The following is a 15,059-nucleotide window of genomic DNA, read 5'->3' as shown; positions in this document are numbered from 1 at the left end:
AGTCGACGAGGAAACTGCTGGGACAACAGCCCGATGGAGCGCTTCTTTAGAAGCTTAAAAACAGAATGGATACCGATGACCGGCTATCGGGATATCGGTGAGGCTAAGAGTGAAATTTCGCGATATGTGACGGGGTATTACAGTCAGCTGAGACCACATCAATATAACGGTGGGCTGACACCCAATGAGTCAGAGCGAAGATACTGGCTTGAATACAAAACCGTGGCCAATTTTAGTTGACCACTACAACTGGCCTTAGGGCCTGTTGATCTTTGCCGTTTGTTTTTGCAGCAGTTTGAAGGTGATTTATACAAGGCAGAGCCTGTATCGTGTAGTATCCTACACAAACTGGCGATAACGCCGTAGAAATGGCCTACAAACGCTGCCCAAAGGGTTCATCTAAACGCGCGCTGCACTTTGTTGTTCGCCATTCACATAGAATAACTATGCTTCATGGCTCTCGCCTCGCGCAAAATGCGTTTAGATTGAACAAAAATTAAACTTGAAAGATCAACAGGCCCTAGGGGGTTCTGTTACAGTACCGATTGTCCATTTCGAAAGAGAGGAATCATTCCGTGAATTTAGTAACCAAGATGTCACTTCCCCTGCTTGCCGCATTCGCCCTGAGCGCCTGTAATCAGGAGCAAGAGGCTCCCGCTCAACCAACCGAGCAGGCAGCAGAGCAAGCAGCCCCTAAGGCCAAGCTGCCTAGCAAGGAAGAGCTAACAGCTGTCCCCAATGGCTTATCAAACGAGAAGAGCGAATCACTGGAGAAGGCGATCACCATGACACAGGGCACGGTTCGATATTTCAATCTCGAAGGCGGTTTCTGGGGCATAGTCGCCGACGATGGCCGCCACATACTGCCGCAAAACTTACCCGAGGAGTATCGCAAGGACGGCCTGCGCCTGAGCTTCAAGGCCCAGGAGGTAAAGGATATGATGACCATTCAGCAGTGGGGCATACTCTCGACCCTGAGCGATATCGAGGTGATCGGCAAGGTAGAAAGCAAGTCAGGCGACCCGCTCCTGTAAGCGAGTCTTCAACAGCAACCGGCTCGGCTGGCATGCTCGCCAAGAGAGGGCCTATGTGCCCTGGTGCAAGACTATGGCTTGAGCTAGTCGACGAGGATGCTAGACTAGCGGCCTGTTTTACTTTCAACCGAGACAAGGTAGTGCAATGAACCCGATTATTGCGATCTTAAAAGAACACAATGTCAGCGACGCTCAGATCCAGGAGCTGTTTCAGACCTTGACCGAAAACCCATTGATGGCCATGGGCACCGTAGGCCAACTGGGGATCGCCCCTGAAAAGCTACAGCAACTGATGGCGCTGGTGATGCAAAACCCGGCCCTTATCAAAGAGGCGGTCACCGAGCTCGGGCTGGATTTCGCCAAGGTCGAGGCGGCCAAGGCGCAACTGCAAAAGCCCTAACATATCTGTTGCGATATGCTGCGATACAAGAAAGGCTGCCCCGTTATGCGAGGCAGCCTTTTTCTTTAGTGCTAGGCGATAGGATTCATCTATTCGCCTAATTCAACTATTCACCTAATTCAACTATTCACCCAAGCAATCAGTCGCTTACTGGCCACCCGGCTCGGCGAAGCGGGTCATCCAACCTTTCACTTGGTTATACCAGTAGATGGAGTTATTGGGCTTCATGATCCAGTGATTCTCGTCTGGGAAGTAGATCATGCGCGACTCTACGCCACGGGTCTGCAGGGTTCTGAATAGCTCGAAGCCCTGACCGACCGGCACGCGATAATCCAGCTGACCGTGGATCACCAGGGTCGGCGTGTTGAAGTTAACCGCGCCATAGTGAGGCGAAATAGACTGGTAGATCTCTGGGTTATCCCAGTAGTTGCCAAAGCGGGGGCTGTGTACCGAGAAGTCTGCCGCCATCTGCGAGTACATGTTATACACAGCGGCGTGGATCAGCAGGGCGTTGAAGGGATGCTTCTGCCCCAGGATGATAGAGGTCAGGTAACCACCATAGCTGGCACCACCGGCCACCATGCGCTTGTCATCGATCCAGGATTGCTGCTTAAACCAGTCCGCCGCCTTGAGGACATCTTCCAGCGACTTGTTCTTCCAGTCAGGGTTGATGCTGTCGGCAAACTCCTGGCCGAAGCTGTTGGAGCCGTGGAAGTTAGGCCAGGCGGTCACGTAGCCCCAGGAGGCAAAGGTCTGGGCGTTCCAGCGATAATGGAAACCGTCCGAGATGGCGTTATGCGGTCCGCCATGCACCAGCATCATCAAGGGGTATTTCTTGCTGCGATCAAACCCTGGTGGATAGTGCACCCACATCTGAATCTCTTGGTCGTTATAACCCTTGTAGGTCACCGACTCATAGGTGCCGAGATCGACATCGGCAAGGACCTCATCGTTAAAGCTATCCAGGCGAGTGGTCTTGCCATTTCTGGCGTTAACCTTCACCAGGCGCGCCGGATAGAGGAAGCTGTCGTTGGCCGCCACCAGGGTGCCATCTTGAGCAATAGCGGGCTTGCCAAAGTTGGTCGCCTTGGTGATCGCCTTCACCTTGCCGTTTTTGCCATCGATATGATACAGGCGTCGGGTGGCCGCATCGTCGATGGCAGCATAGAAGCCCTTACTGTCTGGGGTCCACTCGAAGCGAGCCACTGAGCGATCCCAGTTCTTGGCGAGCATCTTAGTGCTGCGCTTTTTCAGATCAAACAGCATCAGCTTGGCGGTATCGGCATAGAAGCCCTTAATATGCTGGCGGGTGAAGGCCAGCGTCTTGCCGTTGGGGCTGAACGCTGGGTTGCTGTCTGGCGCCTGATTGTCTGGGGTAATGTTTTCCGCCTTGCCGCTGCCGATGGCTGCGAGGAAGATATCTATCTTAGGATTGACCTGATTGTCGCTGCCGTTGGCGTTGAAGGCGATCCAGGCTTCATCTGGGCTGATGTCATAGCTGCCCGCGCCTTGAGAGGAGCGCGGCAGCTCGATATTCAGCGGCTGAGTGATAGCTTCTACCTCGCCGCCCTTGGCAGAGATACGGAATACATGGGCCTGACGGCCTTCATCGATCCAGTGATCGAAGCTCGAATAAGGCAGGGCGTTCCACTGGTGGGCCGACACCTTGTTGTCCTTGTCGGCCTTTAGCTGCTCGCCGATCTCTTTCCAGTTTTTACCGGGATAGACAGAGCTGATGAAATAGAGGTGCTCGCCCACCCACTTCAGGCCATAGACGCCGCTAGGCACCTCGGTCAGACGCTGCGCCTCGCCCGGGCCGTCCATAGGCAGCAGATAGATCTGACCCGCCTCATCCTTATCGCGCTTGCTGATAAAGGCCAGGGTCTTGCTGTCTGGCGAGAATACCGGCTCGCTCACCCGCAGCCCCTTGGCAGTCAGCGCCCGCTGCTGCTTGCCGTCCTTGCTAAACAGCCACAGCTGGGTGTTGCCCTTGTCTGCGGGCACATCGTACTCTGTCACTGGGGCGATAATGTAATCGCCATTGGGGGAAATGCTGGGATTACCTATTCGGCTGAGCTGCCACAGCACCTCTACCGACAGAGGCTTGCCCGTCTGGGCAAAAACCGTCGTTACCGGCATCAAGATGCACAGCAAGAGTATGGCTATCTTCTTCACGCGTCCTCTCCTTCAACTTGTTGTTATTGTGATTTGGCCGACATGATCGGCCCTAAGACTTAAACCAAACTTAATCCTTTAAACTCAGCCAGAATTCAGTAGCGGCTGGCGCTAAAAACGAAAAGAGAGATCCACGCCCACATAACTGCCACCGTGCTCGGGCTTGACCACTGGGCTAAGCAGATAACCGTCGGTGACATAGGCGCCGATGGCGGCGCCCAGGGTATGAGACGCCGCGTCGAGCAAGGCGTCGCTGGCGGTGTTGGTGCCCTTGTCATACTCATGATATTACACCAGGATGCCGATGGCGGCGCTCACGGAGAATCCCACCCAGGCTCTGTCATACTGAAGTGTCCAGGCATCGGATGCCCACACCAGCGCCCCGGCCATCACGGCGCCGCCGGCGGCATGGCTCGCCTCACTGTTAAAACCATTGCTGGCGGAAACCTGGCCGCTAAACAGCCCCAATCCCAGTAGCAGGGCCAGCGGTAATCTAGGGGATATTTTCGGTGTCTTCATCTTAGCTCCTTTCGATGAGCGATTTACTCACTCTAGCACCAAGCAACCTAAGTACAAATTTTCACCACACTCTAAATACAGCTTGCCATGTGGACTCGCCAGAGTTGCATAAACTGCATAGGCGAATCCCATTCATTGCAAATCAGCCCAGGCTCACAAAGCGTCCGCTAGATGACACCTGCATCACAAACCCGAACTAAACCCGAGCTAAACCCTTGATAAAAGGTTACTCGCCAACAAAACATTTGGCTATTATGCCAAATGAGGCCAACACTTTTTAAGGCGCACCATGAAACCAGTCATGACCCAGGCCCAGCAGCGCCTCAACAGCCGCGCCGCGGTACTCAAGGCTCTGGCCCATCCGACCCGCCTCTGGCTGGTTGAGCAGCTGGAACAGCAGGAGCGCTGTGTCTGCGAGCTCACCGACGGCGTGGATGCCGACATCTCCACCGTCTCCAAACACCTGTCACTGCTTAGGCAAGCCGGTATCGTCGCCAGCCGTCGCGAGGGCAAGCAGATCTACTATCGCCTGGAGACGCCTTGTCTGCTCAGCATGCTGACCTGTATTGAGACCGCACTCGAGGCACAAACACCCGGCAGTTGCTGCGGCAGATAGCACCAATGAAAGAGACCGTAGCAGAATAAATTCAATCCGTTAGATAAGGGGAAACAGATGAAAATAGAAGTACTCGGCAGTGGCTGTAAACGCTGCACCAACCTCGCCAATGATATCGCCAGGATCGCAGACGAGCTGAACCTGGAGATAGAACTGAGCAAGGTCACCGATATCGGCCAGATCGCCGCCTATGGCGTCATGTCGACCCCGGCCATAGTGATCGACGGCGAGGTGCTGGCCGCCGGACGCCTGCCCAGCGACGAAGAACTTGCCCAGCTGCTAACCAAGATCCACAAGGTGCAATAACCCCACAGTCATCTCAAGGGAGGGCCCATGTTAGTCTGGTTTACCCAACTCGCCGACTTGCTGGTCGTTGATCTCATCGGCCTCTCCAGTCAGAGCGCCTGGGGTCAGGCCCTGCACTTCTTTGTCGAAGACACCAGTAAGATCTTCGCCCTGCTCCTGATAATGATCTACCTGATTGGCTGGCTACGGGCGGCGCTCAACGTCGAGCGGGTGCGCGACTATCTGGCAGGTAAGCCTAAGCTGCTGGGTTATGGCCTGGGCGCGGGCTTTGGTGCCATCACTCCCTTCTGCTCCTGCTCCAGCATTCCTGTGTTTCTCGGCTTTACCACGGCGGGCATTCCCGTGGGGATCACCATGGCGTTTCTGCTCACCTCGCCGCTGATCAACGAGGTCGCCATCCTGCTGCTGTTTAGCCTGCTCGGCGCCAAGATTACCCTACTCTATGCCCTCACCGGCATCACCATAGGCATGCTAGGTGGCGCCCTGCTGGATCTGCTACATGCCGAGCGTTGGCTACAACCACTGGCCGCCAACGCCTACCAACGCGGCGTTTCTCAGGCGCAAACTGCCGCGGCTCACTCATCGCCCATGAATCCGCCAGGCATGAGCTGGCGCCAGCGTCACCAGTTTGCCAAGGAGGAGACACTCACCATCTTCGGCCGGGTGTGGAAATGGGTCATCATAGGCGTTGGCCTGGGCGCGGCCCTGCACGGCTTCGTGCCCGCCGGTTTCCTGGAGGCCAATTTAGGCGACGGCCAGTGGTGGTCAGTCCCTGTCGCCGTGTTGATGGGCATCCCCTTGTACGCCAACGCCACCGGCGTTATCCCCGTACTGGAGAGCCTGTTGATGCAGGGCGTCCCCCTGGGCACTACCCTGGCCTTTTGCATGAGCACAGTCGCCGCCAGCTTTCCCGAGTTCGTCATGCTCAAGCAGGTGATGCGCTGGCGCTTACTCGCCATGCTGTTTGGCCTGCTGCTAGTTGCCTTCACCCTGATGGGCTGGATACTGAATCTGGTCACCATTAGCGGATGACAAAACGGGAGCATTCGCGATAGCATAGATAAAAAGCTGAGTGAAAAGCATTGCTTAGCGACTGAATAGATAGCAAAACAATTCAAAGAAAGGACAACCTTCGCCATGGAAAGAGGCACACTGGTTCGCTGGAACGACGATAGAGGCTTTGGCTTTATCAAGCCAAATACGCCCAATGCCCAAGATGTGTTTATCCATATCTCCGCCCTGAAACAGATGGCCAGAAAGCCTGTGGTGGGCGACGAGATAGTCTATCAAAGCCAGCAACAGAGCGATGGCAAGATAAAGGCGACAAAAGCCAGCATCGAGGGCGTCGCCGTCATATCGGGCGTAACCTCCGGCCTCGCGAATAAACCGACTCGCTCCCAATGTAAAGACCATACGCCCACGTCACACTATTCCCATCGTCGCTCCGGCTCACGCCTACAGCGGATGATCTTCATTATCATACTGGTAAGTATCGGCAGCTTCGCCATTAAACAGTATCAGGCACTCCGCACAGCTCTGGCTTTGATAGCAGCGACAGTTCAAGGCATTCAACTGAGGGCATGCCGAGGCCTGCTGAAGTTGAATAACGCCGAAATGGTGTTGCTATCAAAGCCCCGCAGGGCGAGGCTTACAGCGGTATTTGCTGCGTTACAGTTCTTGCGAAGGACTAGGGCCATTCGCTGCAAACTGTGCCTTGCATCTATCCACTTTAAGCACACGCAGAGCAAGTACGGGACTTATTCGCACCTTCCCTAAGTTTCGCTGTGAGGCAGGTAAGACACATTGCAGTCATATGCGCTCCTGCGAGGAGGCCATCTTCTATATCAACAATTGCCCAGATACTAAGATGGACGGCAACCATGACGGTGTCCCCTGTGAAAAACAGTGGTGCGGCTAAAGGAACACCCTAAATCAATTAACAGCTACAACGACAAGGAAGCTTCATGAAACAAGGATTGGTATTTCTCGGTCTGGCCCTGGGTGGCCTGGCCCTCAACGTCAACGCTCAGCAGTGCGATCTCACCATCACAGGTACTGTGCCCGAAGGGATTAGCCTAGATAAGCTGGTCGTCTCCACCTACAACAAGGAACTGCCGGTCACCAGCCGGGACTATTCCCTGTGCGCCAGCAAGCAAGATCTTGAGGTCGTCGGCCGCCATAGCCCCAACAATACCATCTACCTGATGGACAAGAGTGGCGCCATCCCCAGAGGCATATATACCGCCGAGGTGTTTGTGCAGAGCAAGGCGATCACCTTAGGCCCCGCCTCCAGCCTGACCAAGCAAGCCTGTAACCTGCGCTGTGGCTACTATGCCAGTCAAAGGGTGCTGCACTCAGACAAATTGCAGCAACTGGCAAGCCAGTATCAACAACTGCCGGCCAGCGATCGCAAGGCGATCGGTTCCTTCGTTAGCCAGCATAAGGCCGAGATAGCCCAGCTCTACTATGGTGATATGCAGCCCAAATCCATGGCGCCAGTCGATACCAGCGATCTCTGGGTCGATCCCTACAGCGGTGCCGGGCTCTACTTCGACTCGCCCAACACCATACTCAACAGCACCTTTAGTGACACTGTGGGCGCCGAGGCCAGAGAGGCGCGCAAACAAGACAAGGCCGTCGCCGAGGTGATGAAGCAACATATGGCCTCGCTACAAGGGGTGATGAAGGGCTTCAACAGCTGGCAAGAACGAGTAGAGGCGGTCGACAGGGTCAGCGGCGAGCTCAAGGCCAGCCAAGATCCGGCGGCAGCAAAGGTAGCCCAGCTGCTTGAGAACGCGATAAAAACAGCCGAGGAGACGCTTAACAACTACCTTAGCAACGACAACAAGACGCCCGTCGCCTCACTGACCCTGGCCGATAAGGCCTTCGACCTCTTGTTGGCCGACTGGACTGTTGCCGCCTATACCCACAGCAAGGACAAGCAGGCCTTCTCGGCGCTGTTTAGCGAGCAGTTTAAGCAGCAACTGCCGATAAAAGATCGCGAATTAGACAAGGCGCTGAGCCGCCTTATCGACCTGCCACAACATCTGGGTAAGATGTCACTCACAGATGGCTATCAACACATTCAGATAGAGTTTAACCATGCCCTGCCGGCCTCGAATAAACGCTATGAGTTTAAGGATGCGCTGCACAGCGTCAGCTTTGTGTATGAGAAGGGCGCCTGGCGACTCGACAGCGTCAGCCAGCTGCCCATTAGCCACTATAACCGGGGTTAAATCAGGGCTAAATAAGGGCATTAAAGCCTTACCCAAATCAGCGTTGCGGCTCGGCCCTATGAGGCTGAGTCGCAACTTGAGCTGTAGTGATTGAGCTCGATAAGCCCCTGTAGCAGGATGCCGTGATAGCGCGCCTTGATGAGCTGATAATCCAGCTCGGGAGCGAAGTAGTAGGTCACCTCTTCGGCGCCTGTCTGCTCCACCGGCACTAAGGTCAGCTTACCCCAGGGGGTCTGCTGTGAAGGCTGAGGGGATTTTACGTAGAATTGATAAGGCTCCATGGCATCTGAGGCCTGGCGAACCAGGGCAAACTGGTGCCGCCCCTTTAACAGCAAGCGCCGCATCTCGATCGCCAGGGTATCCACATCGCGCAGCGCCTTCTCCGCTGAGCGATAGTCGGTCACCTCACCATCCAGTGTCACCCGAGAGGCGCGGCCATTGTCGCTAAACTCTACCTGCATGTCGCGGGCGCGAAAGCCGCTCACCTGCTGATGAAACGCCTGGGTGATCCACTCCTCTGTGGCCTCTGACCAGGTTAACTCGGCTCTCTGCCTGTAGCGGGTGCCTATGCCTAAGATGCTGGCCTCACTGTCTGAGGTCACCACGGCGCTTTTGCCCTGCCACTGCTCGGTGCGGCTCATGGTGCCCGTGTGTATGCCGCTCAGATAGATATCGTAATCCAAGCGGCGCGTACACTGCAGCTTTTCCTTGAGGGATGCATCGATAAAAGCCTGCTTTTGGCTATCACCAGGCTCTACCTCGCCCGCCTTCGCGCCCTGGCTAGTCGCCAGGACCGCAAAAACGGCAGACGCAACCAGCACAAGCTTGGTGTTAACACAGAATCTGGCAGGCAAAGCGAGCGACACAGTCATCACTAGAAGACTTCGTTGACGTTGAGGTAGAAGTTGGTCTCGTTCTCGCCGACACCAATATCCAGACGCAGGTTGATCTTGTCTTTGAGCTTAAAACGGAAGCCCGTGCCGTAAGTGGTCAACAGCTCGTCGTTGAGCTCGCTCACCTTGCCGGCCACGCTGCCCACACCGCCCCAGAACACCATGCCATAGCGCTGGAAGATAGGCAGACGATATTCTACCTGCCCCATCATCATCTGCTTGTCACGGTAACGTCCCTTGATGTAGCCGCGCATGGCGCTTGAGCCACCGAGATCCGGCAGCATGTTCCAGGGCACGTCACCACTGGTGAAGTGACCCTGCACCTGCCAGGCAATCAGACCCGGCATGCCGCTCAGCAAAGAGGTGGTGCTGAGATCGATATAGTTGGCCAACTCGAGATCGTACTTGGCAAAGCTGTCGTACTCGCTGTTTTGATACAGACCCGCATCAAGCTGCAACAGCCAACCCTGAGTGGCATTGAGGCGATAGTCTCGCGAGTCGTAGATGCTGGTCACCACCAGACCCGAACTCAGGTTATCGGGCAGTATGCCATCGGATGGCAGAGGCAGATCGCCCTCCACCCGAGTGAACTTGTCGGCACTGGCGTAGGTAAAGTCGGCGCCCACGCCGACAAAATAGTTGTCGGCCAGCTGAGTCATCCAGCGCGGCGTAAAGCTGTAGAGCTGCTCGTCGAACTCATGATGATTGCTGTCGATATTGCCATCTGCTATGCCGCGTCCGTAATAGACAGACGCCTCGTTGTGCAGCTCCAGGCCCAGCAGCAGACGCTGCTTGCCGCCGTTGAAGAAGGTCATGTTCTCCACTTCGACGCCGTAGGAGTTGTTCATCGACACGAAGGAGTTAAGCACCAATGAGGAAGGCTGCTCCTCGGGCGCCGCGCCGTCTGTCTTATACAGGCCCACCATCAGCAGGCCCACGCCGAACTTCTTCTCCGGCGTGTAATAGGCAGTCGGCAGATAGCTCATGTCTATGGTCTTGCTGTCGTCAAACTCACCGTCGGCGCCAAACACATCGAGGATCTCATCCACCCAGGTCGGCGGCATATCTTTGGGGGTTTCAATCAGGGGGTCGACGGCAAACGCCAGGTTAGAAAACGCTAAGTTAGAACAGGCCAGCAGGGACAAACATAAAATCCGTTTCATAGACACTCGAATCAGTAATGGAAAAAGAGAAATAAGCTCGGCACTCGCGAGATGACCCCAAGTTAGACCACGGCCGCACCGAAGCCGAGCGGCATTTTACCACCCCAGCGCCGTTCAACAACGACTTTTTCGATTAACAAATGTTCAAACATGCCGCCAATGGCTCAACTAAAGTGCCGCGATTGAGCCGAAATTAATCAAACGCGCTAAGGCTAAAAACTTTTTTCACCACCCGTTCATGTCAAACGTGGCTTACGGAGCCGTTTAGCCCCCTTAGCATCGCGATTTGAGCATATTTTAAAACGCTGATTTTAAAGGGTTTGTTTTTGGTGAAAATTGCGCATCTGAGTGCTAAGGTGCAGGCGGTTTATTTGAGGAGTAAGTATGGATCTTATCGACAAAGTTTTTACGCAGCAGGACTTTTCGCGCCAAGATTTGAGCTACCGCCGTTTTCGACGTTGCCACTTCTACCAGTGCGATTTTCGTCACGCCAACCTGCGAGATGCCAGCTTCGAAGCGTGTCATTTCATCGAGCCCGGCGCCATAGAAGGCTGTCACTTTAACTTCGCCGACCTGCGTGATGCGAGCTTTAAGGCTTGCCGACTCTCTCTGGCCAATTTTGCCGGTGCCAACTGTTTTGGCATCGAATTCAGAGAGTGCGATCTTAAGGGCGCCAACTTTTCCCGCAGCCGATTTTACAACCAGATCAGTCATACAGTGTACTTCTGCTCCGCCTACATCACGGGCTGCAACCTCGCCTACGCCAACTTGAGCGACCAATGCCTGGAAAAGTGCGAACTATTTGAAAACAACTGGCGCAGCGCCAATCTTAACGGGGCCTCGTTGATGGGCTCGGATCTTAGTCGCGGCAGCTTCTCTCAAGATTGCTGGCAGAACTTGAACATACGCGGGTGTGACCTCACCCATGCCGAGCTCGAGGGGCTCGACATCAGAAGTGTCGACTTGGAAGGCGTGAAGATCTGTGCCTGGCAGACTGAGCAATTACTAGAGCCGCTAGGGATAGTCGTGATGCCTGGCTAATCGCTAGAATTAGCGTACCCAGCGCATTAGCTGATTGGCGTCTAGCCCACCGAGCTGGCGCTTAATCAGTTTGCCCGAGCCGTCGAACAGCAGCAGTTCGGCGGTTCCCGCCCGGTATTTAGCAATCAATTGGTCGCCCTCTGGGGTGCCGACTCTGGCCAGTAAGAACACCAGGTTATCGCCCAGATGACCACGCGCCTCGTTCATCTGCTCTGTCTGGGTATGACTCACCGCCAGGTTAGGGTCGTAGACAAACACCAGCGCCGGTGTCCCCTGACCTACCTCCTCATGGGTCGCCTTAAAGCCCTTGGGCATCATCATGATCAGCAGCGCGATCAGCCCCACCACGGCCAGGCTCACCCCGATCGCCATCCAAGGCCCACGCTTAGTCCCGTTTAAATGCCGCTCTCCCATGATGCTCGCTCCCTTGATTACTCATCCAAAAACTAAATAGTCGCCATGTTACCTAAGTAAGCTGAGGCCAATCTTAAAAGGGTTAACTATTTAATTTTCAACAGATAGCTATTTTGTGACAAACAGCTAGGCGGCACTGCGCAGGTGCTTAAGATTATGCAGCATGGCGAGCATGCGAGGTGTTTGAATTCGGTGGGCGGTTGCTCTGGCCGACGCCTGCGCCTGCGCCTGCTGTAGGGTTTGCCTATCCAGCAGGGTCGCCAACCTCTTGCTGCGAGCCATGGGAATATCCGACTCCGAACAGGCTGTGGCAAAGAAGAAAACCAAGTACTCGGTGAAAAGCGCCCGAAGAGATGACGAGGGCAAACGCTGTCGCGTTGCCCCTGCAATAAATTAACTAGTTCAGCACTGTGTAGCCACGATTGGCCATGCATTTCTTCATCACATTGTCTTTTTCAAGCTCATAAGCCTTGCCGTCATGCTGCTTCTCGGTCCTGTGCTTCAGCGCGCCAGAAACCAAGCCGATGCCCGCACCGACTTTTGCTCCATTAGAGCCGCTACCACCCGCGATAGCACTGCCCGCCGCACCTATGACCGCCCCTCGTGCGGCGCTGCCTACCATGTCACGCCCCGCCGAATTACCCTGCTGTTTCTGAACCTGCTGGCTAAGCGTCTGACACTCATACAGATCGGCGTGATACTGAGTCTGGTCGACATCTTTTGTATCGACAATCACATTGGCACAGACCATCAAGGGCGCAAGGGCACCTAGCATCATTAACTTGGGGAGAATCAATTTCATCGTTACCGTCCTAACATAAAAAGTTAGCCGCACTTTAAGCCAGGAACTGACAACCCACTAATCCCACTTGAAGGATGAAACCCTTCCAATACAGGCGCAGCCTAGCGAGCAAATCCTCGCCAGCTAGTCAAACATCCCTGCATGTCGACAGCCCCATGAGAGCCAATTATCTGAAAACAGGACGTCAAGATTGGTTGAAGCAAAGGAAAACCAAGCAGGTAGAAAGCAAACTTTGCTCATATTTCTGCACTTTGTCACCAGTATGAAATCAGATACACTTGGCCATTATCAGTTTGCTCATGATTGAGCAGTGAATGGATGCGATTGATAAATGATTCTAAAGAACAAATCACTTCAAGCAGTACAATCCCCGCAAGCCTATGCAGGACAAAAGCAAGAACAGGACGTTGCTTTCTTTCTACGCCGCGCCTTCAAAGACCATCCTCAAGTGTTGGTCATCAACGACTTCAAGTTCAGTTTTAACGATGAAACGGCACAGATAGACCACCTGATCGTCTACACCTACGGTTTTATATTAATCGAGTCAAAGAGCATCAAGGGTCAGGTTAAGGTTAATCAACAGGGAGAGTGGACTCGCAGCCATCAGGGAAATTGGTTTGGTATGGCCTCCCCAATCAAACAAGTCGAGCTACAACAGGCGCTTTTGCTGCAACTATTGTCGCATTACAGAAGTGAGATTCTCGGCAAACTACTGGGCTTCAAACAACAGGGCTTTAGACTGCGAGAATGGGATCACCTTTGCGCAGTATCCAGCGATGCAATAATTAACCGCGACACCATGCCTAAGCAGATCTCAGAAAAGCTGGTGAAAACCGAATTTCTAGTCGATAAGCTCAACGAGATAATGAATCTCAAGGGCAAGTTTACACGATTGGTTAATTTCACTGATACCCGACCCGACTTTAGCCAAGATGAACTTAATTCTGTAGCTGATTTCTTGATAAGTCATGACATCGACAAGTACCACTCACAGACACAGTGTGAAGCTAGCGAACCTTTGGTTTCGACGCATAAAGCCATAGAGCAAGACGAAATAGTTATAGATTCTGAGTCGTTACAACAAGCTGCTAAACCACAACCTGTTATGCAACTGCAAGAGCCCCATCCCCCTTATCAGGCTCCACAGAATAATGTAGCCCCACAACTAAAACTGCTTTGTAAACACTGCGGTGAATCAGCCGATTACCAGCCAATGTATGGTAAATACGGATACTACATCCATTGCAACCAGTGCACTAAAAACACACCCATGAAACAGGATTGTCCCCAGTGCCAAAGCAAGCATACCCGAGTACAGAAAAGACAAGAAACCTACACACTAAACTGCCAAGAATGCAGCTTTAGTCAGCGGGTGATTTAGGCCTGCGGAAAAAATCAAATATCGTACACAGGTATTAGCAAAATGAAGGCCTCTAACCACACTCTACCCCAAAGGTGTAACATCTTTCACTTAATTTATTTGGACTTGAAGAGTCCTAGAATTGCTAGGTTTTCCTGTGGTAGATATCCCTATTATACTCTGCTAACTTCTTGTCTAATACGCGCTTTACAAAAGGCATTGCAGGTGAAATCAATGTGAAGGAAAGCTTCATTATTTCTTTGTCTTTATTAAGCAGCGCTTGCACCATCCTCTGCAATAGCCTTCACAGCTTCCTCATTCGTATCCTCTACTAAAGGCTGACCACTCATTATTTTCAATACAATGTCGCTAGATGGATATTGTATTCCCGCTTCAGCGGTATTCGGATTTGATCTATGTTTCTCGACAAAAGACTCACCATTCCAACGTTTTGAAAGATAGACGATTCCTTCAAAAGCCGCAGGATCCTGTTTCTGTGATTCAAGAATAATATGAAAGCCTCTCCTTTCTATCCCCTTCAAGAAACTTGAAAAACATTCTTTCAGTAAACAATCATCTAAGTCTTTAAATTTTATTCCCTGAGCAAGAAATTCGAAATAATTCAATACATAAAGTAATCCATTGATAGCGTCTCGATAATCATCAGGCACACTTGCATTTTTGTATTCTTCTTTATCAGGATTGCATCTCCACTCAGACAACTCAGCAGGCACAAACCTCATACCTCTATACATTCTAGTACTTGCTCGCAACTGAGCCTGGTACTCAGGGCTTGTTCGAGTATTGATAATCATGTTGAGTGTATGAGTTCTTCTAATGTTAGCGGCAGAAGTTATGCATTGAATCCACCACCCCATGCCAATCATCACTCCAGTTACCATCACAGAAAGGGAAGTCTGAAAAGTAGGAAAATACCTTAGGATTCCGTAGGCTAACATCGTAATGATAAAACTTACAGCACTAAATACAGGTAAGAACTCAGCTGTATCAGGGTATTTCTCTTTGATTATATTGAATAAAATAAATACTACTGCAGCATCTAACGATAATATGATTAACCAATCAATAATCTCTAGACT

19 protein-coding genes and 1 pseudogene are annotated in these 15,059 nt (G+C 52.8%); 11 read left to right on the top strand and 9 right to left on the bottom strand.

Annotation, left to right across the window (positions count from 1 at the left end):
* The 3 genes from L1D47_RS18130 to L1D47_RS18120 all read left to right on the top strand — a co-directional run.
* Window positions 1–240: integrase core domain-containing protein (locus tag L1D47_RS18130; protein ID WP_239882331.1), on the top strand; the 240-nt coding region annotated here is incomplete at its 5' end.
* 335 nt (window positions 241–575) lie between these two features.
* Window positions 576–1,034 (top strand): hypothetical protein, encoded by a 459-nt coding sequence (locus tag L1D47_RS18125; protein ID WP_239886290.1) that lies wholly within the window; start codon window positions 576–578, stop codon window positions 1,032–1,034.
* Window positions 1,035–1,179: 145 nt separating this feature from the next.
* Window positions 1,180–1,434: a DUF2999 family protein gene (locus L1D47_RS18120; RefSeq protein WP_239886289.1), complete on the top strand. Its 255-nt coding sequence runs from the start codon at window positions 1,180–1,182 to the stop codon at window positions 1,432–1,434.
* Between the two features lie 147 nt (window positions 1,435–1,581).
* Here L1D47_RS18120 and L1D47_RS18115 read toward each other — a convergent pair whose 3' ends face one another.
* From L1D47_RS18115 to L1D47_RS18110, 3 genes are all read right to left on the bottom strand, one after another.
* Window positions 1,582–3,609 (bottom strand): S9 family peptidase, encoded by a 2,028-nt coding sequence (locus L1D47_RS18115; protein ID WP_239886288.1) that lies wholly within the window; start codon window positions 3,607–3,609, stop codon window positions 1,582–1,584.
* 111 nt (window positions 3,610–3,720) lie between these two features.
* Window positions 3,721–3,855, bottom strand: coding sequence for a hypothetical protein (locus L1D47_RS21195; RefSeq protein WP_275661500.1), 135 nt, complete (start codon window positions 3,853–3,855; stop codon window positions 3,721–3,723).
* 42 nt (window positions 3,856–3,897) lie between these two features.
* The gene (locus L1D47_RS18110) at window positions 3,898–4,128 is read right to left on the bottom strand and encodes a hypothetical protein (RefSeq protein WP_239886287.1); all 231 of its coding nucleotides are present in this window, start codon (window positions 4,126–4,128) and stop codon (window positions 3,898–3,900) included.
* Between the two features lie 289 nt (window positions 4,129–4,417).
* On the opposite strand from L1D47_RS18110, the gene L1D47_RS18105 reads away from it, so the two are divergent.
* The 6 genes and pseudogenes from L1D47_RS18105 (at window position 4,418) to L1D47_RS18080 (ending at window position 8,286) form a co-directional block, all read left to right on the top strand.
* Complete coding sequence (locus L1D47_RS18105; protein WP_239886286.1) at window positions 4,418–4,744, top strand: metalloregulator ArsR/SmtB family transcription factor; 327 nt, start codon at window positions 4,418–4,420, stop codon at window positions 4,742–4,744.
* Window positions 4,745–4,801: 57 nt separating this feature from the next.
* Entirely contained in the window at window positions 4,802–5,050 is a 249-nt protein-coding gene (locus tag L1D47_RS18100; RefSeq protein WP_239886285.1) for a thioredoxin family protein, read from the top strand.
* A 27-nt stretch (window positions 5,051–5,077) separates the two neighbouring features.
* Window positions 5,078–6,082, top strand: coding sequence for a permease (locus L1D47_RS18095; RefSeq protein WP_239886284.1), 1,005 nt, complete (start codon window positions 5,078–5,080; stop codon window positions 6,080–6,082).
* Window positions 6,083–6,187: 105 nt separating this feature from the next.
* Complete coding sequence (locus L1D47_RS18090; RefSeq protein ID WP_239886283.1) at window positions 6,188–6,826, top strand: cold shock domain-containing protein; 639 nt, start codon at window positions 6,188–6,190, stop codon at window positions 6,824–6,826.
* Window positions 6,822–6,968: pseudogene (locus L1D47_RS18085) on the top strand (excalibur calcium-binding domain-containing protein); the annotation flags it as partial. The gene L1D47_RS18090 and the pseudogene L1D47_RS18085, both read left to right, overlap by 5 nt.
* A gap of 46 nt (window positions 6,969–7,014) precedes the next feature.
* A complete protein-coding gene (locus L1D47_RS18080; RefSeq protein ID WP_239886282.1) occupies window positions 7,015–8,286 on the top strand; it encodes a hypothetical protein in 1,272 nt (423 codons plus the stop codon).
* Between the two features lie 56 nt (window positions 8,287–8,342).
* On the opposite strand, the gene L1D47_RS18075 is transcribed toward L1D47_RS18080, so the two are convergent.
* Window positions 8,343–9,158: a hypothetical protein gene (locus tag L1D47_RS18075; protein ID WP_239886281.1), complete on the bottom strand. Its 816-nt coding sequence runs from the start codon at window positions 9,156–9,158 to the stop codon at window positions 8,343–8,345.
* A gap of 2 nt (window positions 9,159–9,160) precedes the next feature.
* Window positions 9,161–10,342, bottom strand: a complete 1,182-nt coding sequence (locus tag L1D47_RS18070; RefSeq protein ID WP_239886280.1) for a BamA/TamA family outer membrane protein — start codon at window positions 10,340–10,342, stop codon at window positions 9,161–9,163.
* Window positions 10,343–10,726: 384 nt separating this feature from the next.
* On the opposite strand from L1D47_RS18070, the gene L1D47_RS18065 reads away from it, so the two are divergent.
* Window positions 10,727–11,383 carry a Qnr family pentapeptide repeat protein gene (locus tag L1D47_RS18065; RefSeq protein WP_239886279.1) on the top strand — a complete coding sequence of 219 codons (657 nt, stop codon included), beginning with the start codon at window positions 10,727–10,729 and terminating at the stop codon, window positions 11,381–11,383.
* A gap of 9 nt (window positions 11,384–11,392) precedes the next feature.
* Here the strand turns inward: L1D47_RS18065 and L1D47_RS18060 are convergent, their stop codons facing one another.
* From L1D47_RS18060 to L1D47_RS18050, 3 genes are all read right to left on the bottom strand, one after another.
* Complete coding sequence (locus tag L1D47_RS18060; protein ID WP_239886278.1) at window positions 11,393–11,797, bottom strand: hypothetical protein; 405 nt, start codon at window positions 11,795–11,797, stop codon at window positions 11,393–11,395.
* Window positions 11,798–11,923: 126 nt separating this feature from the next.
* A complete protein-coding gene (locus tag L1D47_RS18055) occupies window positions 11,924–12,079 on the bottom strand; it encodes a hypothetical protein (RefSeq protein ID WP_239886277.1) in 156 nt (51 codons plus the stop codon).
* A gap of 115 nt (window positions 12,080–12,194) precedes the next feature.
* On the bottom strand, window positions 12,195–12,599 hold the full coding sequence (locus L1D47_RS18050; RefSeq protein WP_239886276.1) for a glycine zipper family protein: 405 nt from the start codon (window positions 12,597–12,599) through the stop codon (window positions 12,195–12,197).
* Between the two features lie 331 nt (window positions 12,600–12,930).
* Here L1D47_RS18050 and L1D47_RS18045 point away from each other — a divergent pair, with 331 nt between their 5' ends.
* Window positions 12,931–13,980, top strand: a complete 1,050-nt coding sequence (locus L1D47_RS18045) for a nuclease-related domain-containing protein (protein WP_239886275.1) — start codon at window positions 12,931–12,933, stop codon at window positions 13,978–13,980.
* Between the two features lie 248 nt (window positions 13,981–14,228).
* Here L1D47_RS18045 and L1D47_RS18040 read toward each other — a convergent pair.
* A partial coding sequence (locus L1D47_RS18040; RefSeq protein WP_239886274.1) for a DUF4760 domain-containing protein occupies window positions 14,229–15,059 on the bottom strand: 831 nt, incomplete at its 5' end.

It is taken from the genome of Shewanella sp. Isolate7, assembly GCF_022398425.1.
Lineage (GTDB): Bacteria > Pseudomonadota > Gammaproteobacteria > Enterobacterales > Shewanellaceae > Shewanella.
Note: the sequence above shows the minus strand (reverse complement) of the source record. Positions and strands in the feature narration are given on the sequence as shown.

Bases quoted from the DNA above. Each gene is read 5' to 3' on its own strand.
- L1D47_RS18050 (WP_239886276.1), bottom strand. From the start codon at position 12,599: ATGAAATTGATTCTCCCCAAGTTAATGATGCTAGGTGCCCTTGCGCCC.
- L1D47_RS18090 (WP_239886283.1), top strand. From the start codon at position 6,188: ATGGAAAGAGGCACACTGGTTCGCTGGAACGACGATAGAGGCTTTGGC.
- L1D47_RS18055 (WP_239886277.1), bottom strand. From the start codon at position 12,079: ATGGCTCGCAGCAAGAGGTTGGCGACCCTGCTGGATAGGCAAACCCTA.
- L1D47_RS18110 (WP_239886287.1), bottom strand. From the start codon at position 4,128: ATGAAGACACCGAAAATATCCCCTAGATTACCGCTGGCCCTGCTACTG.
- L1D47_RS18105 (WP_239886286.1), top strand. From the start codon at position 4,418: ATGAAACCAGTCATGACCCAGGCCCAGCAGCGCCTCAACAGCCGCGCC.
- L1D47_RS18075 (WP_239886281.1), bottom strand. From the start codon at position 9,158: ATGACTGTGTCGCTCGCTTTGCCTGCCAGATTCTGTGTTAACACCAAG.
- L1D47_RS18080 (WP_239886282.1), top strand. From the start codon at position 7,015: ATGAAACAAGGATTGGTATTTCTCGGTCTGGCCCTGGGTGGCCTGGCC.
- L1D47_RS18065 (WP_239886279.1), top strand. From the start codon at position 10,727: ATGGATCTTATCGACAAAGTTTTTACGCAGCAGGACTTTTCGCGCCAA.
- L1D47_RS18070 (WP_239886280.1), bottom strand. From the start codon at position 10,342: ATGAAACGGATTTTATGTTTGTCCCTGCTGGCCTGTTCTAACTTAGCG.
- L1D47_RS18045 (WP_239886275.1), top strand. From the start codon at position 12,931: ATGATTCTAAAGAACAAATCACTTCAAGCAGTACAATCCCCGCAAGCC.
- L1D47_RS18120 (WP_239886289.1), top strand. From the start codon at position 1,180: ATGAACCCGATTATTGCGATCTTAAAAGAACACAATGTCAGCGACGCT.
- L1D47_RS18060 (WP_239886278.1), bottom strand. From the start codon at position 11,797: ATGGGAGAGCGGCATTTAAACGGGACTAAGCGTGGGCCTTGGATGGCG.
- L1D47_RS18100 (WP_239886285.1), top strand. From the start codon at position 4,802: ATGAAAATAGAAGTACTCGGCAGTGGCTGTAAACGCTGCACCAACCTC.
- L1D47_RS18095 (WP_239886284.1), top strand. From the start codon at position 5,078: ATGTTAGTCTGGTTTACCCAACTCGCCGACTTGCTGGTCGTTGATCTC.